Origin of the sequence: Streptomyces fradiae ATCC 10745 = DSM 40063 (assembly GCF_008704425.1) — a bacterium.
Taxonomy (GTDB): domain Bacteria; phylum Actinomycetota; class Actinomycetes; order Streptomycetales; family Streptomycetaceae; genus Streptomyces; species Streptomyces fradiae.
Window position 1 is genome coordinate 4600381 of record NZ_CP023696.1, and the last position, 25412, is coordinate 4625792.

The 25412-nt window shown below is 74.1% G+C and carries 24 protein-coding genes, 1 pseudogene and 1 riboswitch; of the genes and pseudogenes, 13 read left to right on the plus strand and 12 right to left on the minus strand.

Annotated features, from left to right (window positions below; translation table 11 throughout):
• Positions 1-70: 70 nt before the first annotated feature.
• From hisN to CP974_RS20710, 5 genes are all read right to left on the minus strand, one after another.
• Positions 71-871, minus strand: a complete 801-nt coding sequence (gene hisN / locus CP974_RS20690) for a histidinol-phosphatase (RefSeq protein WP_031132584.1) — start codon at positions 869-871, stop codon at positions 71-73.
• Positions 872-903: 32 nt separating this feature from the next.
• On the minus strand, positions 904-1227 hold the full coding sequence (locus tag CP974_RS20695) for a DMT family transporter (RefSeq protein ID WP_031132586.1): 324 nt from the start codon (positions 1225-1227) through the stop codon (positions 904-906).
• A 253-nt stretch (positions 1228-1480) separates the two neighbouring features.
• The gene (gene rsgA, locus CP974_RS20700; RefSeq protein WP_031132587.1) at positions 1481-2491 is read right to left on the minus strand and encodes a ribosome small subunit-dependent GTPase A; all 1011 of its coding nucleotides are present in this window, start codon (positions 2489-2491) and stop codon (positions 1481-1483) included.
• Between the two features lie 5 nt (positions 2492-2496).
• Positions 2497-3843, minus strand: coding sequence for a 3-phosphoshikimate 1-carboxyvinyltransferase (gene aroA / locus CP974_RS20705; RefSeq protein ID WP_031132589.1), 1347 nt, complete (start codon positions 3841-3843; stop codon positions 2497-2499).
• Positions 3844-3870: 27 nt separating this feature from the next.
• On the minus strand, positions 3871-4575 hold the full coding sequence (locus tag CP974_RS20710; RefSeq protein ID WP_031132591.1) for a M50 family metallopeptidase: 705 nt from the start codon (positions 4573-4575) through the stop codon (positions 3871-3873).
• 48 nt (positions 4576-4623) lie between these two features.
• On the opposite strand from CP974_RS20710, the gene CP974_RS20715 reads away from it, so the two are divergent.
• From CP974_RS20715 to CP974_RS20755, 9 genes and pseudogenes are all read left to right on the plus strand, one after another.
• Positions 4624-5439, plus strand: a complete 816-nt coding sequence (locus CP974_RS20715; RefSeq protein ID WP_031132593.1) for an SOS response-associated peptidase — start codon at positions 4624-4626, stop codon at positions 5437-5439.
• A gap of 449 nt (positions 5440-5888) precedes the next feature.
• Positions 5889-6530, plus strand: a complete 642-nt coding sequence (locus CP974_RS20720; protein WP_031132596.1) for an alpha/beta hydrolase family protein — start codon at positions 5889-5891, stop codon at positions 6528-6530.
• Between the two features lie 308 nt (positions 6531-6838).
• On the plus strand, positions 6839-7507 hold the full coding sequence (locus CP974_RS20725; RefSeq protein WP_031132598.1) for a sigma-70 family RNA polymerase sigma factor: 669 nt from the start codon (positions 6839-6841) through the stop codon (positions 7505-7507).
• Positions 7504-7803 carry a mycothiol system anti-sigma-R factor gene (rsrA, locus tag CP974_RS20730; RefSeq protein ID WP_031132599.1) on the plus strand — a complete coding sequence of 100 codons (300 nt, stop codon included), beginning with the start codon at positions 7504-7506 and terminating at the stop codon, positions 7801-7803. The genes CP974_RS20725 and rsrA overlap by 4 nt, the downstream gene beginning before the upstream one ends.
• A gap of 189 nt (positions 7804-7992) precedes the next feature.
• Positions 7993-9540 (plus strand): annotated as a pseudogene (locus tag CP974_RS20735) (HD-GYP domain-containing protein); the annotation flags it as partial.
• 644 nt (positions 9541-10184) lie between these two features.
• On the plus strand, positions 10185-11465 hold the full coding sequence (locus CP974_RS20740; protein ID WP_223844356.1) for an HD-GYP domain-containing protein: 1281 nt from the start codon (positions 10185-10187) through the stop codon (positions 11463-11465).
• A gap of 97 nt (positions 11466-11562) precedes the next feature.
• On the plus strand, positions 11563-12543 hold the full coding sequence (locus tag CP974_RS20745) for a tetratricopeptide repeat protein (RefSeq protein ID WP_031133977.1): 981 nt from the start codon (positions 11563-11565) through the stop codon (positions 12541-12543).
• Between the two features lie 74 nt (positions 12544-12617).
• On the plus strand, positions 12618-13268 hold the full coding sequence (gene def, locus CP974_RS20750; RefSeq protein WP_031133974.1) for a peptide deformylase: 651 nt from the start codon (positions 12618-12620) through the stop codon (positions 13266-13268).
• A 255-nt stretch (positions 13269-13523) separates the two neighbouring features.
• Positions 13524-14261, plus strand: coding sequence for a D-Ala-D-Ala carboxypeptidase family metallohydrolase (locus CP974_RS20755; RefSeq protein ID WP_031133972.1), 738 nt, complete (start codon positions 13524-13526; stop codon positions 14259-14261).
• 120 nt (positions 14262-14381) lie between these two features.
• Here CP974_RS20755 and CP974_RS20760 read toward each other — a convergent pair whose 3' ends face one another.
• From CP974_RS20760 to CP974_RS20770, 3 genes are all read right to left on the minus strand, one after another.
• On the minus strand, positions 14382-15338 hold the full coding sequence (locus CP974_RS20760) for a ribonucleotide-diphosphate reductase subunit beta (RefSeq protein WP_223844355.1): 957 nt from the start codon (positions 15336-15338) through the stop codon (positions 14382-14384).
• Positions 15339-15391: 53 nt separating this feature from the next.
• Positions 15392-17770: a ribonucleoside-diphosphate reductase subunit alpha gene (locus CP974_RS20765; RefSeq protein ID WP_031133968.1), complete on the minus strand. Its 2379-nt coding sequence runs from the start codon at positions 17768-17770 to the stop codon at positions 15392-15394.
• Between the two features lie 143 nt (positions 17771-17913).
• A riboswitch (cobalamin riboswitch) is annotated at positions 17914-18044 on the minus strand.
• 36 nt (positions 18045-18080) lie between these two features.
• Positions 18081-18596 (minus strand): GNAT family N-acetyltransferase, encoded by a 516-nt coding sequence (locus CP974_RS20770; RefSeq protein WP_031133966.1) that lies wholly within the window; start codon positions 18594-18596, stop codon positions 18081-18083.
• 169 nt (positions 18597-18765) lie between these two features.
• Here CP974_RS20770 and CP974_RS20775 point away from each other — a divergent pair, with 169 nt between their 5' ends.
• Together CP974_RS20775 and CP974_RS20780 are read left to right on the plus strand one after the other, a co-directional pair.
• Positions 18766-19005, plus strand: coding sequence for a hypothetical protein (locus CP974_RS20775; protein ID WP_031133963.1), 240 nt, complete (start codon positions 18766-18768; stop codon positions 19003-19005).
• A gap of 31 nt (positions 19006-19036) precedes the next feature.
• The gene (locus CP974_RS20780; RefSeq protein WP_231717363.1) at positions 19037-19309 is read left to right on the plus strand and encodes a type II toxin-antitoxin system PemK/MazF family toxin; all 273 of its coding nucleotides are present in this window, start codon (positions 19037-19039) and stop codon (positions 19307-19309) included.
• A gap of 62 nt (positions 19310-19371) precedes the next feature.
• On the opposite strand, the gene mctP is transcribed toward CP974_RS20780, so the two are convergent.
• The 4 genes from mctP to CP974_RS20800 all read right to left on the minus strand — a co-directional run bounded on the left by mctP (position 19372) and on the right by CP974_RS20800 (position 22706).
• Entirely contained in the window at positions 19372-20994 is a 1623-nt protein-coding gene (mctP, locus tag CP974_RS20785) for a monocarboxylate uptake permease MctP (RefSeq protein WP_031133960.1), read from the minus strand.
• Positions 20991-21257: a DUF3311 domain-containing protein gene (locus tag CP974_RS20790; protein WP_031133958.1), complete on the minus strand. Its 267-nt coding sequence runs from the start codon at positions 21255-21257 to the stop codon at positions 20991-20993. Before CP974_RS20790 ends, mctP begins: the two co-directional genes overlap by 4 nt.
• A gap of 164 nt (positions 21258-21421) precedes the next feature.
• A complete protein-coding gene (locus tag CP974_RS30390; protein WP_085921577.1) occupies positions 21422-21739 on the minus strand; it encodes a hypothetical protein in 318 nt (105 codons plus the stop codon).
• Between the two features lie 181 nt (positions 21740-21920).
• Positions 21921-22706: a GntR family transcriptional regulator gene (locus tag CP974_RS20800; RefSeq protein WP_031135438.1), complete on the minus strand. Its 786-nt coding sequence runs from the start codon at positions 22704-22706 to the stop codon at positions 21921-21923.
• Between the two features lie 294 nt (positions 22707-23000).
• Between CP974_RS20800 and CP974_RS20805 the strand changes: the two genes are divergently transcribed.
• Both CP974_RS20805 and CP974_RS20810 read left to right on the plus strand, forming a co-directional pair.
• On the plus strand, positions 23001-24284 hold the full coding sequence (locus CP974_RS20805) for an extracellular solute-binding protein (RefSeq protein WP_069977930.1): 1284 nt from the start codon (positions 23001-23003) through the stop codon (positions 24282-24284).
• A gap of 75 nt (positions 24285-24359) precedes the next feature.
• Positions 24360-25370 carry a carbohydrate ABC transporter permease gene (locus CP974_RS20810; RefSeq protein ID WP_031135434.1) on the plus strand — a complete coding sequence of 337 codons (1011 nt, stop codon included), beginning with the start codon at positions 24360-24362 and terminating at the stop codon, positions 25368-25370.
• Positions 25371-25412: the final 42 nt, after the last annotated feature.

Below are 25412 nucleotides of genomic sequence, written 5' to 3' on the forward strand. Positions count from 1 at the left end.
TTGCCGCAGGCGGAAGGGCCGGCGCCCCCCGGGGCGCCGGCCCTTCCCGCGTGCGTACGGCGCGGGGGCGTCAGCCGCGTGCGCCCAGGTACCCCAGCAGCTCCTCGTGCAGCAGGCCGTTGGACGCCGCCGCGTTGCCGCTGTGCGGGCCCTCCCGGCCGTCCAGCCCGGTGAACCTGCCGCCCGCCTCCTGCACCACGACGGCGGTCGCCGCCATGTCCCACAGCGACAGCTCCGGCTCGGCGCACAGGTCCACCGAGCCCTCCGCGACCATCATGTACGGCCAGAAGTCGCCGTACGCGCGGGTGCGCCAGCAGGCCCGCGACAGCTCCAGGAAGCCGTCGAGGCGGCCCCGCTCCTCCCAGCCGGTCAGGGACGAGTACGCGAACGAGGCGTCCGGCAGCGCGGCCACCTTCGACACGTGGATGCGCGTACCCGACGCCGCGTCCCGCCCCGTGTACGCGCCCAGGCCCCTGGCCGCCCACCAGCGGCGGCCGAGCGCCGGGGCCGAGACCACGCCCACGACCGGCTGGTAGCCGTCGTCGCCCTCCTCCATCAGGGCGATGAGCGTGGCCCACACGGGCACCCCGCGCACGTAGTTCTTGGTCCCGTCGATCGGGTCGACCACCCAGCGGCGCGGGCCGCCGCCCTCGACGCCGTACTCCTCGCCGAGGATCGCGTCGTGCGGGCGCTCCTGCTGGAGGCGGCCCCGGATCAGTTCCTCGGCGGCCCGGTCCGCCTCGCTGACCGGCGTCATGTCCGGCTTCGTCTCCACCTTGAGGTCCAGGGCCCGGAACCGCTCCATCGTGGTGGCGTCCGCGGCGTCCGCCAGGGCATGGGCGAGACGCAGGTCATCGTGGTAATCGGCCATGGGCCGACTCTATCGCCGGGGCTCCGCGCGGCTCAGTGCGAGGAGCCCGAGAGCTGGAGTCCGACCACGCCGACGACCACGAGCGAGATCGAGACGATCTTCAGCGTGGAGACCACGTCCCCGAGGAACACCATCCCGTACACGGCCGTCCCCGCCGCGCCGATCCCGGTCCACACCGCGTAGGCGGGCCCGACGTCCAGCCTGCGCAGCGCGAGCGTCAGCAGGCCGAAGCTGCCGAGGGCGAAGGCGGCGAAGGCGAGGGTCGGCCACAGCCGGGTGAAGCCGTGGGAGAGCTTCAGACAGACGGCGAACCCCGTCTCCAGCAGCCCGGCGACCACCACCAGCAGCCACGCCATCGTCCCTGCCTCCCACGCCGTCGCCGCCGGCCGGCGCACGGGCCGCCCGCCCGCGCCCGCTCCGTGAGCCGTGCGCGCCGCACCCCGTGCGCGCCGCACCCCGTGCGCGCCGTGCGGCGAGCGTACGCGCTCCCGGGCCGCGATCCCGGCAGACCGGCCGGACGTCCGGCGCGGCCGCCCGGCCGGCGACCCCGGCGGTACCGGCCCCGCCCCGGCGCGGCCGCCCGGCGAAGGGGGGGGAGAAGCGGGCGGATCAGTCGCCCTCGTGCCGCTCCCGCGTGGCCAGCAGCCGCCGCAGCGAGTACAGCCGCGCCCGGTCCGCGTGGCCCTCCTCGACCCACGCGTCCAGCGCGCAGTCCGGCTCGTCGTGGCTGCACGCGCGCGGGCACCCCTCCGTGCCCGGCTCCAGGTCGGGGAAGGCGTGGATCACCCGCGAGGGGTCCACGTGGTTCAGCCCGAACGACCGCACGCCCGGCGTGTCGATCACCCACCCCCCGGCGCCCGCCAGCGGCAGCGCCAGCGCCGAGGTGGTGGTGTGCCGGCCGCGTCCCGTCACCGCGTTGACACGGCCCGTCGAACGGCGCCGCTCCTCGGGGACGAGCGCGTTGACCAGCGTCGTCTTGCCGACGCCCGAGTGCCCCACGAACGCCGTGGTCCGGCCCGCCAGATGCGCGCGCACCCGGTCGGCGGCGCCCCCGTCGTACAGCTCGTCGCGGCTGGTCACGACGTACGGGATGTCCAGCGCCCCGTACAGCTCCAGGAGCTTCTCGGGCGGGGCCAGGTCCGACTTGGTCAGCACCAGCAGCGGCTCCAGGCCGCCGTCGAACGCCGCGACCAGGCAGCGGTCGATCAGCCGGGGCCGGGGCTCCGGGTCGGCGAGCGCCGTGACGATGGCGAGCTGGTCGGCGTTGGCCACGACCACCCGCTCGTACGGGTCGTCGTCGTCCGCAGTGCGGCGCAGCACCGAACTGCGCTCGCCGATCCGCACGATCCGGGCGAGCGTGTCCTTCCCTCCCGACAGGTCGCCGACGAGGGACACCCGGTCGCCCACCACCGCCGCCTTGCGACCCAGCTCGCGGGCCTTCATGGCCAGCACCGTGCGGTCCTCCACCAGGCAGGTGATCCGCCCCCGGTCCACGGTGAGGACCATGCCGTCGGCGGCGTCCTCGTGCTTGGGGCGGATGCTGGTGCGGGGGCGGTTGCCCTTGCGGTTGGGGCGTACGCGTACGTCGTCCTCGTCGGCGTTCCTGCCGTAGCGGCGCATGGCGCTCAGTCCTCGATCGCGAGCATCTCGGTCCACATCTGGGGGAAGTCCGGCAGGGTCTTGGCGGTCGTCGCCACGTTCTCCACGCGCACGCCGTCGACGGCGAGGCCGATCAGCGCGCCGGCCGTCGCCATCCGGTGGTCGTGGTACGTGTGGAACACGCCGCCGCGCAGCGGGCGGGGCCGGATGCGCAGCCCGTCCTCGGTCTCCGTCACGTCGCCGCCCAGGGCGTTGATCTCCCGGGTGAGCGCCGCCAGCCGGTCCGTCTCGTGCAGCCGCAGGTGCGCCACGCCGCGCAGCGTGGACGGCGAGTCCGCGAGCGCGGCCACGGCGGCGATGCCCGGCGTCAGCTCGCCCACCTCGCCGAGGTCCACGTCGATACCGCGGATCCGACCCGAACCGGTGAAGGTGAGACCGGCGTCCGTCAGCTCGCAGGAACCACCCATCTCGGTGAAGATCTCCCGCAGCGCGTCGCCCGGCTGCGTCGTCCGCGCCGGCCAGTCCGGGATCGTCACCCGGCCGCCCGTCACCAGCGCCGCCGCCAGGAACGGCTGGGCGTTCGACAGGTCCGGCTCGATCACCAGGTCGCGGCCGAGCAGCGCCGACGGGGAGACCCGCCACACGTTCGGCTCGCCGCCCGTCTCCGGCTCGTCCACCTGCGCGCCGACGGCCCGCAGCATGTCGACCGTCATCCGGATGTGCGGCATCGACGGCAGGCGCGGCCCGGTGTGCCGCACCTCCACGCCCTGGTTGAAGCGCGGCGCCGACAGCAGCAGCGCGCTGACGAACTGCGACGACGACGAGGCGTCGATGTCCACCTTGCCGCCGTCCAGGGCGCCCCCGCCGTGCACGGTCATCGGCAGCGCGCCCCGCCCGCCGTCGTCGATCCGGGCGCCCAGCGCGCGCAGCGCGTCGATCACCCCGTGCAGCGGGCGCTCGTGCGACCGGGCGTCGCCGTCGAAGTGGACCGGGCCGTCCGCCAGCGTCGCCACCGGCGGCAGGAAGCGCATGACCGTGCCCGCGTTGCCCACGTCCACCGACGCCGGGCCGTGCAGCCCCGCCGGGATCACCCGCCACGCCTCGCCCCGCCCGTCGGGGGCGCCCGCGGCGGTCGAGCTGGACGACACCGTCTCCTCGATGCCGACGCCCAGCGCGCGCAGCGCCTCCGCCATCAGCAGGGTGTCGCGGGACCGCAGCGGACGGCGCAGCCAGCCCGGCTCGGAGGCGAGGGCGGCCAGGACCAGAGCGCGGTTCGTGACCGACTTGGAACCGGGCACGGAGACGGTCGCGTCGACCGGGCCGCTCGCGTGCGGGGCCGGCCAGAGGTCAAGGTGGGCGGGGGTATCGGTCATAGCCCTCACTTTAGTGGCCCGGGCAGGTCACAGACCGAGCAGCCAGCGGCCACCGCCGATCAGCGACGAGAGCGACACCGCGTGGAAGAGGAACACCCACGCCCCCGCGGGCGCGTGCGTCAGCCGGGCGAGCTGGTCCGCGTCCGAGTCCCGCGCCTCCCCGCGCCGCCGCTTCGCCTGCAGTTCGAACACCGGCCGCACCCCGCCCAGCAGCAGGAACCACACCGCCGCGTACGCGAACGCCGCCTGCACCCCGGGGTCCGTCAGCCACGACACCAGCAGGAACGCCCCGCCCGTCACCACGACCGACAGCACCCCGTACGCGTTGCGCACCATCAGCAGCATCAGGATCAGCAGCGCCGTGGCCACCCACAGCAGCAGCGTGATCCGGTGCGCGGCCAGCAGCCACGCCCCGCCCAGGCCCAGCAGCGACGGCGCCGTGTACCCGGCGGCGGCCGTCAGGATCATGCCGGGACCGGTCGGCCTGCCCCGGCTCACCGTCAGCCCGCTGGTGTCCGAGTGCAGCCGGATCGCCTCCAGGCGCCGCCCGGTGAGCAGCGCCACCAGGCCGTGGCCGCCCTCGTGGGCGATGGTCACCGCGTTCCGCGCCGGCCGCCACAGCAGGTTCGGCACCGTCACCAGCAGCGCGGCCAGCCCGGTCGCCACCACCAGCCACAGCTCGGGCGCGGGCTGGGTGCCCAGGACATCGTCGAGGATCTTCGTGGTGGCCATCTGGCGAAGGGCTCCGGTGCGGCTCGGGGACGTGGCAGGGTGGGCGGTATGTGCGGACGTTACGCGGCCAGCCGGAGGCCAGAGGACCTCGTCGGCGTCTTCGGCATAGAGAAGTGGGAGCCGAAGGAGGCTCTGGAGCCCGACTGGAACATCGCCCCGACCAAAGAGGTGTACGCGGTGCTCGACCGTCCTGTGAAGGACGCCGCCACGCCCCGCCCGGTTCGCCAGCTGCGCGTCCTGAGGTGGGGACTGGTGCCGTCCTGGGCGAAGACCCCCGAGGGCGCCGCGCGGATGATCAACGCGCGGGCGGAGACCGTCCACGAGAAGCCCGCCTTCCGCCGCGCCTTCGCCGCCCGGCGCTGCGTCCTCCCCGCCGACGGCTACTACGAGTGGGTCACCGGCGGCGACGAGCGGCGCCTGGAGGTCGAGGGGCGCAGGAAGCGGCCCCGCAAGCAGCCGTACTTCGTCACGCCCGCCGACGGCACGGTCTTCGCGATGGCCGGGCTGTACGAGTTCTGGCGCGACCCGGCGCTGCCGCCGGACCACGCGAACGCCTGGTGGGCGACCTGCTCGGTGATCACCACCGAGGCCGAGCGGAGCCCCCTGGGCGTCGCCCCCGCCGAAGGGCCCCGGTCGCTCGCCGACATCCACCCCCGGATGCCGCTGATGCTCACCGAGGACCGGTGGGACGCCTGGCTCGACCCGGCCCGCACCGACCCGGAGGAGCTGCGTGCCCTCCTCGCCCCGCCGCCCGGCGGGCTGATGCGGGCGTACCCGGTCTCCACGGCCGTCAGCAACGTCCGCAACAACGGCCCCGAGCTGCTCACCGAACTGGAGGCCCCGGAGGAGGGCACCCTCTTCTGACGGCGACCGGGGCCGGCCGCCTTCGGCCCCGTGCCCGTGCCCCGGCCCCGTGCCCCGGTCCGGGCACGGGCAACGCCATGGCGGGCACCGGCACGCGGTACCGGCACGGGCGCCGGCTCCGGGCACCGGCCACGTACCGGCACCGGGCACCGGCACAGCCGCGGGCACCGTCCGGCGGCACCGGCACCGGCACCGGCACCGGCACACGTACCGGCACACGTACCGGCACCAGGCACCGGGCACCGGCACCGGGCATCGGCACACGTATCGGCACCAGGCACCGGGCACCGGCACCGGGCATCGGCACCGGCACACGTACCGGCACCAGGCACCGGGCACCGGCACCGGGACACGTACCGGCACCGGCACCGGCACCGGGCACCGGGATCCGCCGCAGTGCCGGGCGGGGCGGGTGCGCCCGCGGGGGCGGCCCGCGCGAGGATGGGGCGGTGACACAGACCGAGACCATTCCCACCGGGGCCGGCGACGCGCGGATCACCTGGTACGCCGCCGGGAGCGGCGCCCGGTTCGTCGTCGCCCTCGGCCACGGCGCCGGGGGCGGGATCGAGGCCCGCGACCTCCAGGCCCTCGCCGCCCGCCTGCCGGAGGCCGCCGCGGCCACCGTCGCCCTCGTCGAGCAGCCCTGGCGGGTCGCGGGGAGGAAGCTGGCGCCCGCCCCGAAGACCCTCGACGCGGCCTGGCGGGACCTGTGGCCCGCCCTGCGCGCGCCCGGCCTGCCCGTGGTCGCCGGAGGGCGCAGCGCCGGGGCGCGCGTGGCCTGCCGCACCGCCCGCGACCTGGGCGCCCACGCCGTGCTCGCCCTGGCGTTCCCGCTGCACCCGCCGGGCAGGCCCGAGAAGACCCGTTCGGACGAGCTGGCGGGCACCGGTCTGCCCACGCTCGTCGTCCAGGGCGGCAACGACCCCTTCGGGAGGCCCGCCGAGTTCCCGGAGGGCGCCCACCGGCTGGTCGAGGTGGCGTGGGCCGACCACTCCTTCGCCGTGCCCAAGCGGGCCGCGACGACCCAGGAGGACGCCCTGAGGACCGTCACCGACGGCGTCGCGCGGTGGCTGCGGGGCCTGCCCGCCTGACCGGCCGCCGATCCCCGGCCGCCGCTTCCGCACCACCGGGAATGGGCGGCCGGTGCCCGCTGTTGTCACCATCGTCGGTGAACGACATCACGACATTCAGGCCAGGAGAGGGAGTCCGTCGCATGGGTTCGACCATCTGCCCGAACCGGTCGCGCGCCACCGAGCTGGACTGGACGGTGCTGTCCGGGCCGGCGGCCGGGTCCGTGCGGGTGACGGGCGAGACGAATCGAAGGGGAACGCCGGCGGAGGGTCGACTATCCTCCGATTCGAGCGGGTCCGCACTCGGTCTCGCCGCGGCTCTGGAGGAGGTGGGTCCGGTCACTGGGACCGACAGGGGGGCCGGCGAAGGCCCCGCGGAGACGGACGTGGAGACGGATGTCGAGCGCAACGCGCGCTTCGAGCGTGACGCCCTCGGCTACCTCGACCAGATGTACTCCGCCGCCCTGCGCATGACGCGGAACCCGGCGGACGCCGAGGACCTGGTGCAGGAGACGTTCGCCAAGGCGTACGGCTCGTTCCACCAGTTCCGCGAGGGCACCAACCTGAAGGCGTGGCTGTACCGCATCCTCACCAACACCTTCATCAACTCGTACCGCAAGAAGCAGCGCGAGCCGCAGCGCAGCGCGGCCGAGGAGATCGAGGACTGGCAGCTCGCCCGCGCCGAGTCGCACATGTCGACCGGTCTGCGGTCGGCCGAGTCCCAGGCGCTGGACCGCCTCCCCGACTCCGACGTGAAGTCGGCGCTCCAGGCGATCCCGGAGGAGTTCCGCATCGCCGTCTACCTGGCGGACGTCGAGGGCTTTGCCTACAAGGAGATCGCGGACATCATGGGGACGCCCATCGGCACCGTGATGTCGCGACTCCACCGCGGGCGCCGCCAGCTGCGCGGCATGCTCGAGGACTACGCCCGCGAGCGCGGCCTGGTCCCCGCGGGCGCCGGAGAGTCGACGGACGGACGGAAAGGCTCGGGCTCATGAGCTGCGGAGAGCCGCACGAGACGGACTGCTCGGAGGTCTTGGACCACCTCTACGAGTTCCTCGACCGGGAGATGCCCGACAGCGACTGCACCAAGTTCGAGGTGCACTTCGAGGAGTGCTCCCCGTGCCTGGAGAAGTACGGGCTCGAGCAGGCCGTGAAGAAGCTCGTCAAGCGGTGCTGCGGGCACGACGACGTACCGACGGACCTGCGCGCCAAGGTCATGGGGCGGATCGAGATGATCCGCGCCGGGGAGCCGGTCCCCGGCGAGGACGTCTCCGCCGCCGCCCAGGAGTGACGGCACCCGATACGACATGAGGACGGGGCGCCGCCGCGGGACACACCGGGGCGGCGCCCCGTCCACGCGTGTTTTCACCCGAAGGTGCTAATCGGGTCGGACCCGCCGCCACGGGCACACCCGCTCGTTAGCCTGCCAGCCAGACGCTCGGTCCGGGCGAACGGGAGGCGAACGGAAGGCGGAGGGGTCGTGGCGGGCATTCCGGTGGCGGCGCGCGTGTACCTCGCCTGCGCCGCGCTGGGCGCCACCGCCTGCACGCTCCCGGCCCTCGCCCCCGGCTCCTCCCCGCGCCCCTGGGGAACGGCCGCGCTCCTCGCCGGGCTGTACGCGTTCTGCACCTCCCCGGCCGGCAGCCGCCTCACCGCGGTCCCCGCGCGCCCTGCGCACCCCGGGAGTCCGGTGTTCCCCGGGAGTCCGGTGCGCCCCGCGAGCCGCGTGAGCGCCGCGGGCGCCGCCGCTCCCGGCCCGCCGGGCGCCCCGGGCCGCCTCGACCCCCCGGGGAGCCCGGCGGCGGCCGGCGTCGCGTCCGGCCCCGCGGCCGACCGCGGCGGCGCCGCCGACGGCGGGGCGCCCGGCGGGGACGTCGGCCGGGAGGACGGCCTCGCCACGACCCGTGACGCGTCCGCCGCCGCGTGCGGCTTCGCACTGCTCCTCGCCGCCGCGCTCCTGCTGCCGCCCTCCCTCGCCGCGCTCGCCGCCGTGCCCGGCGCGCTCCTCGCCCCCGTCGGCCCCCGGACCCCCGCCGCGCCCCGCCGTGTGTGGCGGGCCGCGCGGCAGGCCCTCGCGGTGTGGGCCGCCGCGCGGGCCGCCGCCCTCCTCGGCGGGCCCGCGGCCGTCGCCCCCGCTCCCGATCTGCCGTACGCGCTGCTCCCGGCGGGCGCGGCCGTCCTCGCGTACTGCGCCGCCCTCACCGCCCTCGACGGCGGCATCCTCGCCACCGCCGCGCGCGTGCCTCCCCGCGACGCCTGGCGCGGCCTGCTCGGCCGGTCGCTCGCCGCGCACACCGCGCACGGGCTCGTCGGGCTGGCCGCCGCCGTGCTGTGGCGCAGCCCGTACGGCTGGCCCGCCGCGCTGCTCACCCTGCTGCCCATGTACGTGACCGGCTGGGCGTTCGCCCAGCACCACCGGGAGCGCGCCGCCCACCTGGCCGCCGTACGGGCCCTCCTCCAGGCCGTCGACCTCAAGGACGCCTACACGCGCGGCCACAGCGAACGCGTCGGCCGCGCCTCCGTCCTGATCGGGCGGGAGCTCGGCATGGCAGAGGACCGGCTGGAGGTCCTCCGCCTCGCCGGCACCCTCCACGACGTCGGCAAGATCGGGGTCCCCACCCGCGTCCTCCGCAAGGACGGGCCGCTCACCCCGCAGGAGCGGCGGACCGTCGAACTGCACCCGGAGCACGGGCACGAGGTGGTGCGCGGCATCGGCTTCCTCGCCGAGGCGCGGACGGCGATCCTCCACCACCACGAGCGCCTCGACGGCAAGGGCTACCCGTACGGCCTGCGGGGCGCCGAGATCCCGGAGCCGGCGCGGGTCGTCGCGGTGGCCGACGCCTTCGACGCGATGACCTCGACCCGCTCCTACAGCCGCGCCCGCCCCGTGCCGGCGGCCCTCGCGGAGCTGGCCCGCTGCGCCGGGACCCAGTTCGACCCGGTGATGGTCCGCGCCCTCGCGACGGCGCTCGGCCGCCACGGCTGGCGGACGGCCGCCGCCTCCGGCGAACCCCCGCCCCCGCCGCCGCCCGCCCCGCCCGCACAGGCACCGGCGCCCGGCGCCGCGGCGGCCTGGCACGTCGGCTGCCCGTTCTGCCCGGCCGACCCGGAGGACGGCGGCGCGGGGGTCCGGACGGGGGCGCTCGGATTCGGTGCGGCCCCCGCGGAGCCGAGGGGGCGCGCGGGTGACGGGAGGCCGATCGCGCGGAGGCGCGGAGCGCCGGGCACGTTCGGACTCCCGGCGCAGGCGGGCGCCCCGGAGACGGAGCGAGCCGCGGAGAGAGGCACCGGCCGGCCCGGCGCGCCGGGGGAGCGGTGAGCGCGGCCACCGCGGCGGCCGGGGTGCGGGTGTGCGCCGGGGCCGTGGCGGCGGGCGGCCTGGGGTGGACCCTCTGGCAGGGCGTGCACCGGCCCGGCGACGCGCTCGCCTTCGGGGCGCTGGTCGCCGTGGGCGTGCTGACCTGCTGGTGCCCCGGCCCGCCGCCGGACGCCCGCGCGTCCGGTGCGGGACCGTACGAGCCGGCCCCGGAGGCGTACGGCTCGGCTGCGGAGGCGTACGGGACGGAGCCCCAGGGGCACGGGCCGGGGCCGACGGCGTGCCGGCCGGCCGCCGGGCCCCCCGGAGCGGCCGCCGGACCCCCCGGACCGGCCTCGGCGGCGCCCGGAACGGCCCTGGTAGGGGCGCGCGGGCTGGTCCCACCCGAGACCGCCCCCGCCCCCGTCGCACACCCGGCCGCCCCGGTCCCGGCCGGGACCGCCCCCGCCTCGACCGCCCCCGCCTCGACCGCCCCCGCCCCGCCCCCGGCCGCCCCGCCCCCGGCCGGGACCGCCCCCGCCCCGCCGCCCGTCGCCGGGCCGCCCGGTGAGCGGGAGCCCGCGCCGCTGGCCGCCGCCGGGGCGCTCGCCTACGCCCTGGTGCCGGGCGGGCAGCCCGCCCCGCAGGTCGTCGCCGTCGTCCTGGCGGGCGCTCTCGCCGGGGCCGTACCGCACATCGCGCGCGGCCGGGTGCCCGACCCGGACCGCACCGCCGTCCGGCTGCTCACCCTGGCGTTCGCCGCGCTGTGCGCCCAGCCCCTGCACGCCCCGCACGCCCCGACCGGTCCGCGCCAGGTGCCCGCCCTGCTGGGCGTGCTCGCCCTGACCGCCCTGTGCGACGCGGCCCTCACCGCCCTGACGCGCCGCGCCCGCCCGGCACCCCGGCCCGCCGCGCCCCCGCCGACGGCGCCCCCGCCCCTCGCGCCCCGGTACGCGGCGCTCCTGCGCCAGGAGGTGCGGCGGATGCGGGGCGCGGGGCCCGCCGTGTGCGCGACCGGCGCCGTGCTGGCCCTCGGCGTGGCCGCCGCCGGGCTGTGGGCGCTGCCCGTCCTGTGCGTGCCGCTGCTCCTGGCCCGGCTGGCGCTCCGCCGCCGGGACGCCGTGCGGCGCACGTACCGCCAGACCGTCGCCTCCCTCGCGCGGGCCACCGAGGTCGCCGGCCACACCCCGCCCGGCCACGCCCACCGGGTCGCCGCGCTCAGCCTCGCCGTCGGGCGCGAGCTGGGCCTGCCGGCGGACGAGCTGGCCGTCCTGGAGTACGCGGCGCTCCTGCACGACATCGGCCAGCTCTCCCTCGTCGACCCGGTCCCCGGCGGCGCCACCGCCCCGCTGCCGGACGCCGAGCGGCGCCGCATCGCCCTCCTCGGCGGCGCCGTCGCCCGCCAGGCCGGTGTCCCCGCGGCCGTCGCCGTCGCCGTGGAGCGGCAGGCCGCCCCGTACCGCGGGCAGCCGACGGCCGCGCGGATCGTCCGCGCCGCCAACGCGTACGACGAGCTGCGCGGGCGGACCGCCCCCGAAACGCTCCGCGCACTGGAGCACCTCCGGCACGGGGCGGGCCGCGACTACGACCCGGCGGTGGTGGAATCCCTCGCCCGCGTCGTCGCGCGCGGCCGCGTCGGAGGGCCGGGGACGGGGTAACCCATGGGTAATGAGCGGGCGCGCGACCGGGCATGGTTGGATGCCAACGAGAGGGTGTCCGGGGGCAGTGACCTTCAGCGACCGGCAGGCGGGAATCGTGAGGATCTTCGGGAAGGTACGGCATCGGCCCTCCGCCTCGTGGCGGCAGGCCACCGACCGCGCGTTCACGCTGATCGGGGACGGGCGGTACGAGGACGCGGGCGCGCTGCTGACGCGGGCGGCGGACCTGGAGCCCTGGCTCTCCGAGTCCTGGTTCAACCTGGCGCTGCTGCACAAGTTCCGGCACGACTGGGAGCAGGCGCGCGCCGCCGGGCTCCGCGCGGTCGCCCTCCTCGACAAGGAGGCCGGGGCGCCCGACTGGTGGAACGTCGGCATCGCCGCCACGGCCCTCCAGGACTGGCCGCTGGCCCGGCGGGCCTGGCAGGCGTACGGGATGAAGGTGCCGCCGGGGGACGCGCCGGGCGGGGAGCCGACCGGCATGGAGCTGGGCAGCGCGGCCGTACGGCTGTCGCCGGAGGGCGAGGCGGAGGTCGTGTGGGGCCGCAGGCTCGACCCGGCCCGCGTCGAGGTGCTGTCGATCCCGCTGCCGTCGTCGGGGCGCCGCTGGGGCGAGGTCGTCCTGCACGACGGGGTGCCCAACGGCGAGCGCACCACCGCGTCCGGGCACAGCTTCCCCGTCTTCGACGAGATCGAGCTGTGGGCGCCGTCGCCCGTGCCGACCTGGGTCGTCCTCCTGGAGGCCGCGACGGAGGCCGACCGGGACGCCCTGGAACGGCTCGCCTCCGACGCCGGGTTCGCCGCCGAGGACTGGTCGTCGTCCGTGCGGCTGCTGTGCCGCACCTGCTCGGAGTCCCGGATGCCGAGCGCCGAGGGCGACGGCGAGCACCTGGACCCGCACGACCACAGCGAGCCCGGCCACCCCGGCCCGCTCGGCCACCGCACCGCGGGCGACCTGTGGGTGCCGGAGCGGGAGTGCGGCATCGCCGCGCCCGCCGGGCTGGTGCGCGGGCTGCTCGACGGCTGGGTCGCCGACAGTCCGGACAGCCGGGAGTGGCGGGATCTGGAGGAAGTGTGCTGATGCCCGTCGGCGCGGGCCCGTAGGCTGTACGGGCACATCGCAACGGGTATCCAAGGGAAGGCGCGAAACCGGACATGGCGCAGCAGGAGACGGACCAGCAGGGCTACGGGCCCCTCCCCGTGGACGACGAGGGGTTCGTCGTGGACACGGAGGACTGCGAGGAGCGCGAGCGGACGTACCGCGAGCGCGGCACGTCGCGCCCCATCACGGTCGTCGGGAACCCGGTGCTGCACAAGGAGTGCAAGGACGTCACCGAGTTCGGCGAGGACCTGGCCCGCCTCGTGGACGACATGTTCGCCAGCCAGCGCACCGCCGAGGGCGTCGGCCTCGCCGCCAACCAGATCGGCGTCGACCTGAAGGTCTTCGTCTACGACTGCCCCGACGACGAGGGCGTGCGCCACGTCGGCGTCGTCTGCAACCCGGTCCTGGAGGAGCTGCCGCCGGAGCGGCGCGCCCTGGACGACTCCAACGAGGGCTGCCTCTCCGTGCCCACCGCGTACGCCTCGCTGGCCCGCCCCGACTACGCGGTGGTGCGCGGCCAGGACGTGCGGGGGAACGCGATCAAGGTGCGCGGCACGGGCTACTTCGCCCGCTGCCTCCAGCACGAGACGGACCACCTGTACGGCTACCTGTACATCGACCGGCTGTCGAAGCGGGACCGCAAGGACGCCCTGCGGCAGATGGCCGAGGGCACGCCGCGCTACCCGGTCGTCCCCAACGACTGAGCCCCGCCGCCCGGTTCGCGACTCCGCCGGGCGCGGCGACCCCGCGCCCGGAAGGGGCCGCCCCGGCGGCGTACCGGCGGCTTCCGCCGGCTCTGCCCGGCTCCGCCCGGCTCTCCCCGCTCCGGCCCCCTCTTCTGACGTCCCTTCACCATTCCGTCACCACCCCGCCCCGCGGCATTGGCGCACGGCCTGTTGACGCGCGTTGAACGTCCCGCCAGTCTCTGGCGTACACCGTTCTCACAGCAGGGAGACGCAATGCTGAGACGCACGGCCCGCCTTCTGTTGTCCATCGTCATGGTCGCCGTCGCCGGCCTCGCCGGGGTGGTCGCCACGGCCGGGCCCGCCCAGGCCGACGACTGCTACACGTGGTCGCGCACCCTGTCGCAGGGCGCGACCGGCTCCGACGTCACCCAGCTCCAGATCCGCGTCGCCGGCTACCCGGGCTACGGCGGGGTGCTCGCCGTCGACGGCTCGTACGGCCCGGCGACCACCGCCGCCGTCAAGCGCTTCCAGGCCGCGTACGGGCTGACGGCCGACGGGGTCGCCGGTCCCGCCACGTTCAGCAAGATCTACGCGCTCCAGGACAGCGACTGCACCCCGGTCCACTTCAGCTACGCCGAGCTCAACCGCTGCAACTCCACCTGGTCCGGCGGCGCCGTCAGCGCCACCACCGCCAAGGCCAACGCGCTGCGCACCATGTGGAAGCTGGAGGCCCTGCGGCACGCCCTCGGCGACCAGCCGATCACCGTGACCAGCGGCTTCCGCTCGTACTCCTGCAACAGCGCGGTCGGCGGGTCGTCCAGCAGCCGCCATCTGTACGGTGACGCGGCCGACCTGGGCGCGGGCCCGCACTCGCTGTGCAAGCTGGCCCAGGCGGCCCGCAACCACGGCTTCAACGGCATCCTCGGTCCGGGCTACCCCGACCACAACGACCACACCCACCTCGACCACCGCTCCAGCCGCTTCTGGTCCGCCCCGACCTGCGGCATCTGACGCACCGGACCCCGCCGGACGGGCCCGCGGCACGGGCCGCGTCCGGGCGGGGAACGACGGCGGCCCGCACCGCCCCCGCGAGGGGAGGTGCGGGCCGCCGTACGCCCGGAGGCGGACCGGTCAGAAGTCCTCGTCCAGGTCGACCGAACCCTCGACGGCCACCTGGTACGCGGACGGGCGCCGCTCGAAGAAGTTCGTCAGCTCCTGCACGCCCTGGAGCTCCATGAACGCGAACGGGTTCTCCGAGCCGTACACCGGGGCGAAGCCCAGCCGCGTCAGGCGCTGGTCGGCGACGCACTCCAGGTAGGCGCGCATCGACTCGGTGTTCATGCCCGGCAGGCCGTCGCCGCACAGGTCGCGGGCGAACTGCAGCTCGGCCTCCACGGCCTCCGCCAGCATCGCCGTGACCTGCCGGCCCAGCTCGTCGTCGAACAGCTCCGGCTCCTCCTTGCGGACGGTGTCCACCACCTCGAAGGCGAAGCTCATGTGCATCGTCTCGTCGCGGAAGACCCAGTTGGTGCCGGTCGCCAGGCCGTGCAGCAGGCCGCGCGAGCGGAACCAGTAGACGTACGCGAACGCGCCGTAGAAGAACAGGCCCTCGATGCACGCGGCGAAGCAGATCAGGTTCAGCAGGAAGCGGCGCCGGTCCGCCTGCGTCTCCAGCCGGTCCATCTTCTCGACGGAGTCCATCCACCGGAAGCAGAAGGCGGCCTTCTCGCGGATGGACGGGATGTTCTCGACGGCGGCGAACGCGGCGGCGCGGTCGTCCGGGTCGGGCAGGTAGGTGTCGAGCAGCGTCAGGTAGAACTGGACGTGCACGGCCTCCTCGAAGAGCTGGCGCGAGAGGTAGAGCCGCGCCTCCGGGGAGTTGATGTGCTTGTACAGCGTCAGCACCAGGTTGTTCGCGACGATCGAGTCGCCCGTCGCGAAGAACGCCACCAGCCGGCCGATGAGGTGCTGCTCGCCGGGCGTCAGCTTCGCCAGGTCGGCGACGTCGGAGTGGAGGTCGACCTCCTCGACGGTCCAGGTGTTCTTGATGGCGTCGCGGTAGCGCTCGTAGAAGTCCGGGTAGCGCATCGGCCGCAGGGTCAGTTCGAAGCCCGGGTCGAGCAGGTTCTGGGGTCGGGTGGTCACTGGCAGGCCTCGCAGGACTCGGGGTTCTCAAGGGAGCAGGCGACGGCGTCCGGCTCGGACACCTGCTGGACGGGCACGGTGGTCGCGGACGCGGCGCGGGCGATCCGCGTCGCGGGGCGGGAGCGCAGGTAGTACGTGGTCTTCAGGCCCTGCTTCCAGGCGTACGCGTACATCGACGACAGCTTGCCGATGGTCGGGGTCTCCAGGAACAGGTTCAGCGACTGCGACTGGTCCAGGAACGGCGTGCGCGCGGCGGCCATGTCGATCAGGCCGCGCTGCGGGATCTCCCACGCCGTGCGGTACAGCTCGCGCACGTCGGCGGGGACCCAGGTGAAGCCCTGCACCGAGCCGTTGGACTCGCGCAGCGCCTCGCGGGTCTGCGCGTCCCACACGCCGAGCTCCTTGAGCTCGTTCACCAGGTAGGAGTTGACCTGGAGGAACTCACCCGACAGCGTCTCGCGCTTGAACAGGTTGGACACCTGCGGCTCGATGCACTCGTACACGCCCGCGATGGACGCGATCGTCGCGGTCGGGGCGATCGCCAGCAGCAGGGAGTTGCGCATGCCGGTCGTCGCGACGCGCTCGCGCAGCGCCGCCCAGCGCTCGGGCCAGGCCAGCTCCACGTCGTAGTGGTCGGGGTGCAGCACGCCGCGCGCGGTGCGGGTCTTGTCCCAGGCCGGGAGCGGGCCGCTGCGCTCGGCCAGGTCGGCGGACGCCTCGTACGCGGCGAGCATGATCCGCTCGGCGATCCGCGTGGACAGGGCGCGGGCCTCCGGCGAGTCGAAGGGCAGCCGCAGCTTGAAGAAGACGTCCTGGAGGCCCATCGCGCCCAGGCCCACCGGCCGCCAGCGGGAGTTGGACCGGGCGGCCTGCTCGGTCGGGTAGAAGTTGATGTCGACGACCCGGTCGAGGAAGGTGACGGCGGTGCGGACGGTCTCGTCCAGCCGCTCCCAGTCGATGGAGTCCCCGGCGACGAACGCGCCCAGGTTCACCGAGCCCAGGTTGCAGACCGCCGTCTCGCCGTCGCCCGTGACCTCCAGGATCTCGGTGCACAGGTTCGAGGAGTGGACCGTGTGGCCGGGCTCGGCCGTCTGGTTGGCGGTGCGGTTCGCGGCGTCCTTGAACGTCATCCAGCCGTTGCCGGTCTGCGCGAGCGTCCGCATCATCCGGCCGTACAGGTCGCGGGCCGGCATCGTCTTGCGGGCCAGGCCCTTCGCCTCGGCGGCCCGGTAGGCGGCGTCGAAGGCGTCGCCCCACAGGTCGACCAGCTCCGGCACGTCCGACGGGGAGAACAGCGACCACTCGGCGTCCGCCTGGACCCGGCGCATGAACTCGTCCGGGACCCAGTGGGCCAGGTTCAGGTTGTGGGTGCGCCGGGCGTCCTCGCCCGTGTTGTCGCGCAGCTCCAGGAACTCCTCGATGTCGGAGTGCCACGTCTCCAGGTAGACGGCGGCGGCGCCCTTGCGGCGGCCGCCCTGGTTCACGGCGGCGACCGAGGCGTCGAGCGTCTTCAGGAACGGCACGATGCCGTTGGAGTGCCCGTTGGTGCCGCGGATGAGCGAACCGCGCGAGCGGATGCGGGAGTACGACAGGCCGATGCCGCCCGCGTGCTTCGACAGCCGTGCCACCTGGTGGTAGCGGTCGTAGATGGAGTCCAGCTCGTCCTGCGGGGAGTCCAGGAGGTAGCAGGACGACATCTGCGGGTGGCGGGTGCCCGAGTTGAAGAGGGTGGGGGAGGACGGCAGGTAGTCGAGGCGGCTCATCAGCCCGTACAGCGCCTCCACCTCGGCGAGCGCCCGCTCCGAGTCGTCCTCGGCCAGGCCGCAGGCCACCCGCAGCAGGAAGTGCTGGGGGGTCTCGACGACCTTCCGGGTGATCGGGTGGCGCAGCAGGTAGCGGGAGTACAGGGTGCGCAGCCCGAAGTAGCCGAAGCGGTCGTCGGCCGCCGGGTCGGCCACCGCGTCCAGCCGGTCGGCGTGGCGGGCGACGAAGTCGGCGGTCCGGTCGGCGATGAGCCCCTCGCGGTGGCCGACGGCGACCGACGCCGAGAACGCCACGGCGCCCTGGCCGGCCGCCTCGTCGCGGATCGTGCGGGCCAGCAGGCGGGCGGCGAGCCGGGAGTACGCCGGGTCCTCGGCGATCAGGCCGGCCGCCGCCTCGGTCGCCAGCTCCCGCAGCTCGGCCTCGTCGGAACCGGCGTGCCGGCCGCGCAGGGCGGCGGCGGCGACCCGGCCGGGGTCGGCGTCGGGAAGGTCCGCGGTGAGGTCGGTCAGGGTCCGCAGCAGCGCGGTGCCGGGGGCGTCGCCTCCGGCGGCGTCGCCTCGGGTGGCGTCGGCTTCGGTGGCTGAGGCCGGATCCGCTGGCGCGATGGTCACGTGGGGGCTCTCCCTCGCTCGGCTCGGGGCCGCGCGGCGGGAGGCGGGAGCGGGCGCGCGTGAGCCCCGGGCACGGGGGCGTGCGTGACCGCGTCCGCCGGCCCACTCCGCGAGGCCCGGACGTCTGGGCACCCGGACCGGATGGTCCGCGTGCGCTGCCGGCAGGTCGTCGGACTTGCGGGGTACGCGTAGGGCACACCGGTACACCGTTGCGGGACAGTTCCGGACTCGCACCGGATTCCCCTGCCGCGGCAGCGAGGATGAGCATACATGTGGGGGGCGGTCGTTACGGCACCCCCCACATGTTGTGTCAGAGTGTCATCTCGTACGCGAGGAGTGGCAGGCCGGGCAAGGGCTCCCAGTCCCGGTGCGGGGCCCTGGCGAAGCCCGTCCGGTCGTACAGCCGCCGGGCCGCGACGGCCTGTGGGGTGACCGACAGGACGAGGCGCAGGCACCCCTCGCGGGCGCGCGCCCGGTCCGCGCACGCCCGTACGAGCGCCTCGCCCACGCCCCGCCCGCGCGCCGCGCCGGAGACGGCGAGGACCCGGAACTCGGCCTCGTCCGGGCCCGCGATGTCCGCCCACGGGGCGCCGCCGCGCGACACGAACGTGACCCCGCCGAGGAGGGTGCCGTCCACGTCCACCGCGACCAGCACCTCCGCCTCGGCGGCCCGGCGCGGCACGTCGCGCAGCACGTCCAGGTACGGGTCGTCGGCCCCGTGGGCGAGGAGCCCGCCGTCGAGGTAGGCGCAGGCGCTGATCTCGCCGAGCGCCTGGTGCTCGCCGGACCGTACGGGGCGGATGGCGAAGCCGGGATCAGGTGACATGACTGGGGAGTGCGGTGCGTTTGAGCCGTGCGGCACCATGAGAGTGGGGGTGGAGGGGGTATGTGCGACCGATGTGCCGGGGGCGAGGCGAGCGGTGTCCATGTCGGGCAGTCTGCCTCGGCTGCCCTCGTGACGCACCGTGTAATGCGTTTCGTATTACACTGGAGGAATGACGCCGAAGACGATCAGCTTCCGCACCGACTCGGAAACCCACCGCGAACTGGAGGTCCTCGCACAGCTCCGGGACGTCACCGCGTCCGACGCCATAAGGCTGGCCATCCACGAGGCGTACGTGAGAGAGCAGTACCGTCAGGCGGCGGCCGAGCTGGCGGAGTGGCGGAACGACCCTGCTTACCATCAGGAGCTGGCCGAGGCCCAGGCCGACATGGACGACCTTCGTGCGTGGTGACGTCTATCGTCTGCGCGCCCGCAGGGACGCCGTGGGCCATGAGCAGCGCGGAGCGCGCTACGCGGTCGTCCTGCAGACGCAGGCGATCGCTACCTCCACCTTGATCGTCGCGCCGACCTCGACCAGCGCGGCTCCCGGCTTGCTGCACCCGAAGCTGGACATGGGTGGAACCCCCACCGTGGTCCTCGTGGAGCAGATGGGCGCCGTCGACGGGCAGCGCCTTGGTGACTTCGCGGGGCGGGTCGACCCCGGGGAGTGGACCGATATCGAGCGGGCGGTCAGGGTGATGCTCGGGCTGCTGTGAGGCGTTCAGCGTCGGGGGCACCGCACCAGCCGGTGTGGTGCCCCCGACAGGAGTGCCGTGCCTCAGTGGCCCGTGCCCACCTTGGGCAGTTCGGGGCTGACGCCCGGGTCGCCGGCGTCGGCCGTGTAGTCGGACTCCGCCGTCTCGTCGACGCCCTCCGGGGCCTTGACCGCCCGCAGGGCGAACGTCATGACGACCGTGACCGCGAGGTTCAGCACGAAGGCGGTCAGGCCGATGTAGCCGATCTCGCCGATGCCGGGGATCGCCGCCGACGAGCCGCCGAAGTGCTTCTGCGTCGGGCTCGCCACGTTGTACGCGGTCCACGTGCCGTAGACCATGCCGACCGCCCACCCGGCGAGCAGCGCCCAGCGGTGGAACCAGCGGGTGAACAGGCCGCCGACCAGCGCGGGGAAGGTCTGGAGGATCCAGATGCCGCCCAGCAGCTGGAAGTTGATGGCGACCGTCTTGTCCATCGTCAGGACGAAGGCGAGCGCGCCCACCTTGACCAGCAGCGACACCAGCTTGGACACCTTGGTCTCCTGCTCCGGCGTGGCGTCCGGCTTCAGGAAGTCCTTGTAGATGTTGCGGGTGAAGAGGTTGGCCGCGGCGATGGACATGATGGCCGCCGGGACCAGCGCGCCGATGCCGATGGCGGCGAAGGCCACCCCGGTGAACCAGTCGGGGAACATGTCCTCGAAGAGCTGCGGGATGGCGAGCTGGCCGTTCTGCACCTTGATCCCGGCGGCGATGGCCATGAACCCGAGCAGCGCCAGCAGGCCCAGCATCAGCGAGTACAGCGGCAGGATCGTGGTGTTGCGGCGGATCACGTCACGGCTGCCGGACGACAGGGTCGCCGTGATCGAGTGCGGGTACATGAACAGCGCCAGCGCGGAGCCGAGCGCCAGCGTGGCGTACGTCCACTGGCCCGCCTCGCCCGGCACGAGCGCGCCGCGCGGCTTGTCGGTCGCCGGGTTGACCTCCGCGAAGGCGTCCCCCGCGGCCTGGAAGATCGCGTCGAAGCCGCCCAGCTTGATGGGGATGTAGACGATGGCGACCGCGATGACCAGGTAGATCAGCGTGTCCTTGACGAAGGCGATCAGCGCGGGCGCGCGCAGCCCCGAGGAGTACGTGTACGCCGCGAGCACGCCGAAGGCGATGAGCAGCGGCAGGTCCTTGATGAACCAGTGCGTCGACTCGCCGCCGCCCACGCCCATCACGTCCAGCACCGCCTGGATGCCGACGAGCTGGAGCGCGATGTACGGCATGGTGGCGAGGATGCCGGTGAGGGCGACCGCCAGGGACAGGCCCTTGGAGCCGAACCGGCCGCGCACGAAGTCCGAGGTGGTGACGTACCCGTGCTTGTGCGACACCGACCACAGGCGGGGCAGGAAGGTGAAGATCAGCGGGTAGACGAGGATCGTGTACGGCACGGCGAAGAAGCCGGCCGCGCCCGCCGCGTAGATCGCGGCCGGGACGGCGACGAAGGTGTACGCCGTGTAGAGGTCGCCGCCCAGCAGGAACCAGGTGACCCAGGTGCCGAACGAGCGGCCGCCCAGCCCCCACTCGTCGAGGCTGTTCTCGTTCTCGGCCCTGCGCCAGCGGGCGGCCATGAAGCCGAGGACCGTGACGACCAGGAAGAAGAAGACGAAGACGGCGAGCGCGACGCCGTTGACACCGTCCTTCATCGCTCGCCACCCGCCTTCCGGGCGGCGGCGCGGGCGCGCTGCTCACGGTGGAAGAGCTTGTACGCGATCATGGTCAGCGCGGTCGACACCACGACCCACAGCATCTGGTACCAGTAGAAGAACGGGATGCCTGCGAGCGCGGGCTCGACGCGGGCGTACGAGCCCACCCACAGCATCGCGGCGAACGGGGCGAGCAGGCAGAGCGCGATCACCACCCGGACGGGTGTGACCACCGGTTGTTTCCCTTGTGTCACCTCGGACATGGCGAACCGTCCCCTCACTGATCAGCCGAAGATGCGGTGAATCTAGGGGACGGCCCGGCCCCAGGGAAGCCGTCTTCGATAACGGTGTTGCTGCGATGATCGCGGTGCCCGCTGAGGCGCAAGTGGCGTGTGTGGCGCGGGAGATGGCCGGAAATCGCCCCCCTTCAGGCGCGGGCCGGAGCCCGGCCCGGGGTGCGGATCGGGCGGGCGGCCAGCAGGGCGGCGACGGTCAGGAGGGCCACCACCACGCCCACCAGGAGCACCCGGTCGGTGCCGAACGCTCCGACCGCCGGGCCGGCCGCCGCGGGGCCGGCCGCCGCGGGGCCGGCCGGCGCGGGGCCGGCCGGCGCGGGGCCGCCCGGCGCGGTGAACGCCTCGGAGATCCGCAGCACCCCGTTGGCGCCCCGCACGTCCCGTGCCACGAGCGGGACGGTGGAGGAGGCGCCCGGCCGGAACATGGCGTTGGCGGTGCCGGCCACCATCGGCAGCCCGTACGGGTGCCAGAGGTGGTGGCCGGCACCGCGAACCGGTACGTGGCCGGCGAACGGCGAACGGCCACGCCCGGAGAGCCGGGCGCGGCCGCTTTCGGCGTGCGGGGCGCGGTGCGCCGTGCCGCCGTGCCGGGCGCCGGGGGCGCCGTACGGGCACGCGGCGCCCTCGGGGCTACTCGGCGGCGGGCCGCTTGAGGCGCGCCACGAACTTGTAGCGGTCGCCCCGGTACACCGACCGCACCCACTCCACGGGGGCGCCGTGCTCGTCGAAGGAGTGGCGGGACAGCATGAGCATCGGCAGCCCCACGTCCGTGCCGAGCAGGTCGGCCTCGCGCGGGGTGGCCAGCGAGGTCTCGATCGTCTCCTCGGCCTCGGCCGGCCGGACGTCGTACACCTCGGCGAGCGCGGTGTAGAGGGAGGTGTACTTCACCAGGGAGCGGCGCAGCGCGGGGAAGCGCTTGGCCGACAGGTGCGTCGTCTCGATCGCCATGGGCTCCCCGCTGGCGAGGCGGAGCCGCTCGATCCGCAGGACGCGCCCGCCGGGCGTGATGTCGAGGAGTCCGGCGAGGGTGTCGTCGGCGGTGACGTACCCGAGGTCCAGGAGCTGGGAGGTCGGCTCCAGGCCCTGGGCGCGCATGTCCTCCGTGTAGGAGGTGAGTTGCAGCGCCTGGGAGACCTTGGGCTTGGCGACGAAGGTGCCCTTGCCCTGGATGCGCTCCAGCCGGCCCTCGACGACCAGCTCCTGGAGGGCCTGGCGCACGGTGGTGCGGGAGGTGTCGAACTCGGTGGCGAGGGTGCGCTCCGGCGGCACGGGTGTGCCGGGGGGCAGCGTCTCCGTCATCTCCAGCAAGTGGCGCTTGAGCCGGTAGTACTTGGGCACGCGCGCCGTGCGGGTCGCCGTCCCGTTCTCGGGCGGGAGCTCGTTCGCGGCCTCCGTGCCGCCACTGTCCGTGGCCATGGCCTGCCTTTCCGACTCCTGTACTGCTGCCGTCACCGGCTCCTCCGTCTGTCGCGGCTCACATGGTGGCACGGACCGGTCACGGGTCGTCGCCCCTCTTCAGGTGTCGGTCCGATAACGGACGCAACAGCCCCTCTTATACACCCTTGACACCCCCAAAGGTCTAGGCCAAGCTCCGGGTTACTGGTCTAAACCATTAAAGACCAGGTCCCAGCCCCACGAGCAGTGTTCGTCGTTCGTCGTACGTGCGTCTTCGCGGTGGGCGGGTTGGCAGGCATCCCTGAGGAGGGTGGCGTGAAGCGCAAGCTCATCGCGGCGATCGGCGTCGCGGGCATGATGGTCGGCGTCGTCGCGTGCGGCGGTTCGGACAAGGGTGGGGACGGCGGCAAGGCCGGCGGCGCCAAGGAGCTCACCGTCTGGCTGACCGTGGACGCGCAGAACAACTGGCCCGAGCTGGTCAAGGCGGCCGACGACGCCATCGCCAAGAAGTACCCGGGCATCAAGATCAAGCACGAGTACTACGGCTGGCCCGACAAGAACACCAAGCTCGACGCCGTCCTGGCCACCGACAAGGCCCCCGACGTGGTCGAGATGGGCAACACCGAGATGATCGGCTACATGGCGAAGGGCGCCTTCGCCGAGGTCGACCCGAAGAAGTTCGCCAACTCGGACCAGTGGCTCGACGCCCTCAAGGCGTCCGTCACCTACAACGGCAAGACGTACGGCGTCCCCTACTACGCCGGCGGCCGCGTGGGCACCTGGCGCAAGGACATCGCCGCCGAGGTCGGCGTCAAGACGGCCCCGAAGACCTGGGCCGAGCTGACCTCCGCCCTCGACAAGATCCAGGCGAAGAAGGGCGACAAGTTCAGCGCCTGGTACCAGCCCTCGCCGGACTGGTACGGCGCGATGGCCTTCGTCTACGGCGCCGGCGGCTCCATCGCCGAGCAGAACGGCGAGACCTGGAAGGCGAACCTCTCCTCGCCGGAGTCGGTCAAGGGCCTCAACGAGTACAAGAGCATCCTCGACAAGTACATGCACGGCGACAAGACGAAGGACGAGTCCGACCGTCCCGTCGTCTTCGGCCAGGGCAACGCCGCCACCATGTTCGCCGCCGGCTGGGAGGGCGCGACCGCCGCCGACCCGAAGAACGACAAGGTCGGCGGGCTCAAGGACAAGCTCGAGAACTTCGTCATGCCCGGCCCGTCGGGCCAGGCCCTCCCCGTCTTCCTCGGCGGCTCCGACCTGGCCGTGCCGGTCAAGTCGAAGAACCAGGAGGTCGCGGCCGAGTGGATCGCCGCCTTCACCGGCCCCGAGGGCCAGAAGGGCCTCGCCGCCAAGGGCAACCTGCCCAACAACAAGACGGACCTCGCCCCGCTGAAGAACGACCCGGCGACCGCCGTCCCGGCCACCGCCGCCGAGTCCAGCTGGTTCGTCCCGACCGCGCCCGGCTGGGGCCAGGTCGAGAAGGGCCAGATCCTCAAGACGATGCTCATCGAGATCGCCAACGGCAAGAAGTCCGTCGAGGCCGCCGCGAAGGACGCGGACGCCGCGATCGACAAGGTCATCAACACCAAGTGACCTGTGGGCCGGGCCCCGCCGCGCGGCGGGGCCCGGCCGCCCGTACGCACGAGAGGGATCGCTGAGGAGCTCGGGATGAGTGCCGCTGAGACAACCACCGCGAAGGCGCCGGCGGTGCGCCACGCGCCACCGCCCGGCCCCGGAGCCGGACCCACCGCAGGAAAGCAGTCCGGACGGCAGGACGGAGGCCGCCGCGGCCCCGGCGCCGGAGTGCCGTGGCTGCTCCTCGCCCCCTGCCTGACCGTCCTGGTGCTGGTGCTCGGCTACCCGCTGGTGCGGCTGGTCGCCCTCTCCTTCCAGAAGTTCGGCCAGCCCCAGCTGTGGGGCTTCCAGGAGGCCGAGAACGTCGGCCTGGAGAACTTCACCCGCATCCTCGGCGACGGCGAGTTCTGGGCGGTCGTGCTGCGCACCGTCGTCTTCGCCGGCGGGGCCGTCATCCTCACCATGGTCCTCGGCATGCTGATCGCCCTGCTGCTCCAGCGGGTCTCGCCGTGGGTGAAGGCCCTGATCAGCATCGTCCTGGTGGCGAGCTGGGGCATGCCGATCATCGTCGCGACCGCCATCTTCAAGTGGCTGTTCGACGCCGACTACGGCGTGCTCAACTGGCTCATCGACAAGCTGCCCGGCGTCGAGATGATCGGCCACAACTGGTTCGCCAGCGGCCCCCAGGGCCTCGCCGTCATCATGCTGCTGGTCGTCTGGGGCGCCGTGCCCTTCGTCGTCATCACGCTCAGCGCGGGCCTCACCCAGGTCCCCAAGGAGCTGGAGGAGGCCGCCCGCCTCGACGGCGCCGGCGCCTGGGGCGTCTTCCGCTTCGTCACCCTGCCGATCCTCAAGCCCATCATCGTCATGCTGACGACCCTCTCCGTGATCTGGGACATGGGCGTCTTCCCGCAGGTCTACGTGATGCGCAACGGCCACCCCGAGCCCGAGTTCCAGGTCCTGACCACCTACTCCTTCGACAAGGCGTTCGTGGTCAACGACTACGGCACCGGCTCCGCCATCGCCCTCGTCACGGTCTTCCTGCTGCTCGGCGCGGTCGCCGTCTACATGCGTCAGATGCTCAAGATCGGAGAGGTGGAGTGAGCGCCAACGCCACGGTCGCCACGGCCGACCCCGCGACCCCGG

Excerpts from the sequence above, each read along its gene's own strand:
- hisN (WP_031132584.1), bottom strand. The coding sequence starts at position 871 with ATGGCCGATTACCACGATGACCTGCGTCTCGCCCATGCCCTGGCGGAC.
- CP974_RS20695 (WP_031132586.1), bottom strand. The coding sequence starts at position 1,227 with ATGGCGTGGCTGCTGGTGGTGGTCGCCGGGCTGCTGGAGACGGGGTTC.
- rsgA (WP_031132587.1), bottom strand. The coding sequence starts at position 2,491 with ATGCGCCGCTACGGCAGGAACGCCGACGAGGACGACGTACGCGTACGC.
- aroA (WP_031132589.1), bottom strand. The coding sequence starts at position 3,843 with ATGACCGATACCCCCGCCCACCTTGACCTCTGGCCGGCCCCGCACGCG.
- CP974_RS20710 (WP_031132591.1), bottom strand. The coding sequence starts at position 4,575 with ATGGCCACCACGAAGATCCTCGACGATGTCCTGGGCACCCAGCCCGCG.
- CP974_RS20715 (WP_031132593.1), top strand. The coding sequence starts at position 4,624 with ATGTGCGGACGTTACGCGGCCAGCCGGAGGCCAGAGGACCTCGTCGGC.
- rsrA (WP_031132599.1), top strand. The coding sequence starts at position 7,504 with ATGAGCTGCGGAGAGCCGCACGAGACGGACTGCTCGGAGGTCTTGGAC.
- def (WP_031133974.1), top strand. The coding sequence starts at position 12,618 with ATGGCGCAGCAGGAGACGGACCAGCAGGGCTACGGGCCCCTCCCCGTG.
- CP974_RS20755 (WP_031133972.1), top strand. The coding sequence starts at position 13,524 with ATGCTGAGACGCACGGCCCGCCTTCTGTTGTCCATCGTCATGGTCGCC.
- CP974_RS20760 (WP_223844355.1), bottom strand. The coding sequence starts at position 15,338 with ATGCGCTACCCGGACTTCTACGAGCGCTACCGCGACGCCATCAAGAAC.
- CP974_RS20770 (WP_031133966.1), bottom strand. The coding sequence starts at position 18,596 with ATGTCACCTGATCCCGGCTTCGCCATCCGCCCCGTACGGTCCGGCGAG.
- CP974_RS20775 (WP_031133963.1), top strand. The coding sequence starts at position 18,766 with ATGACGCCGAAGACGATCAGCTTCCGCACCGACTCGGAAACCCACCGC.
- mctP (WP_031133960.1), bottom strand. The coding sequence starts at position 20,994 with ATGAAGGACGGTGTCAACGGCGTCGCGCTCGCCGTCTTCGTCTTCTTC.
- CP974_RS20790 (WP_031133958.1), bottom strand. The coding sequence starts at position 21,257 with ATGTCCGAGGTGACACAAGGGAAACAACCGGTGGTCACACCCGTCCGG.
- CP974_RS30390 (WP_085921577.1), bottom strand. The coding sequence starts at position 21,739 with ATGGTGGCCGGCACCGCCAACGCCATGTTCCGGCCGGGCGCCTCCTCC.
- CP974_RS20800 (WP_031135438.1), bottom strand. The coding sequence starts at position 22,706 with ATGGCCACGGACAGTGGCGGCACGGAGGCCGCGAACGAGCTCCCGCCC.
- CP974_RS20810 (WP_031135434.1), top strand. The coding sequence starts at position 24,360 with ATGAGTGCCGCTGAGACAACCACCGCGAAGGCGCCGGCGGTGCGCCAC.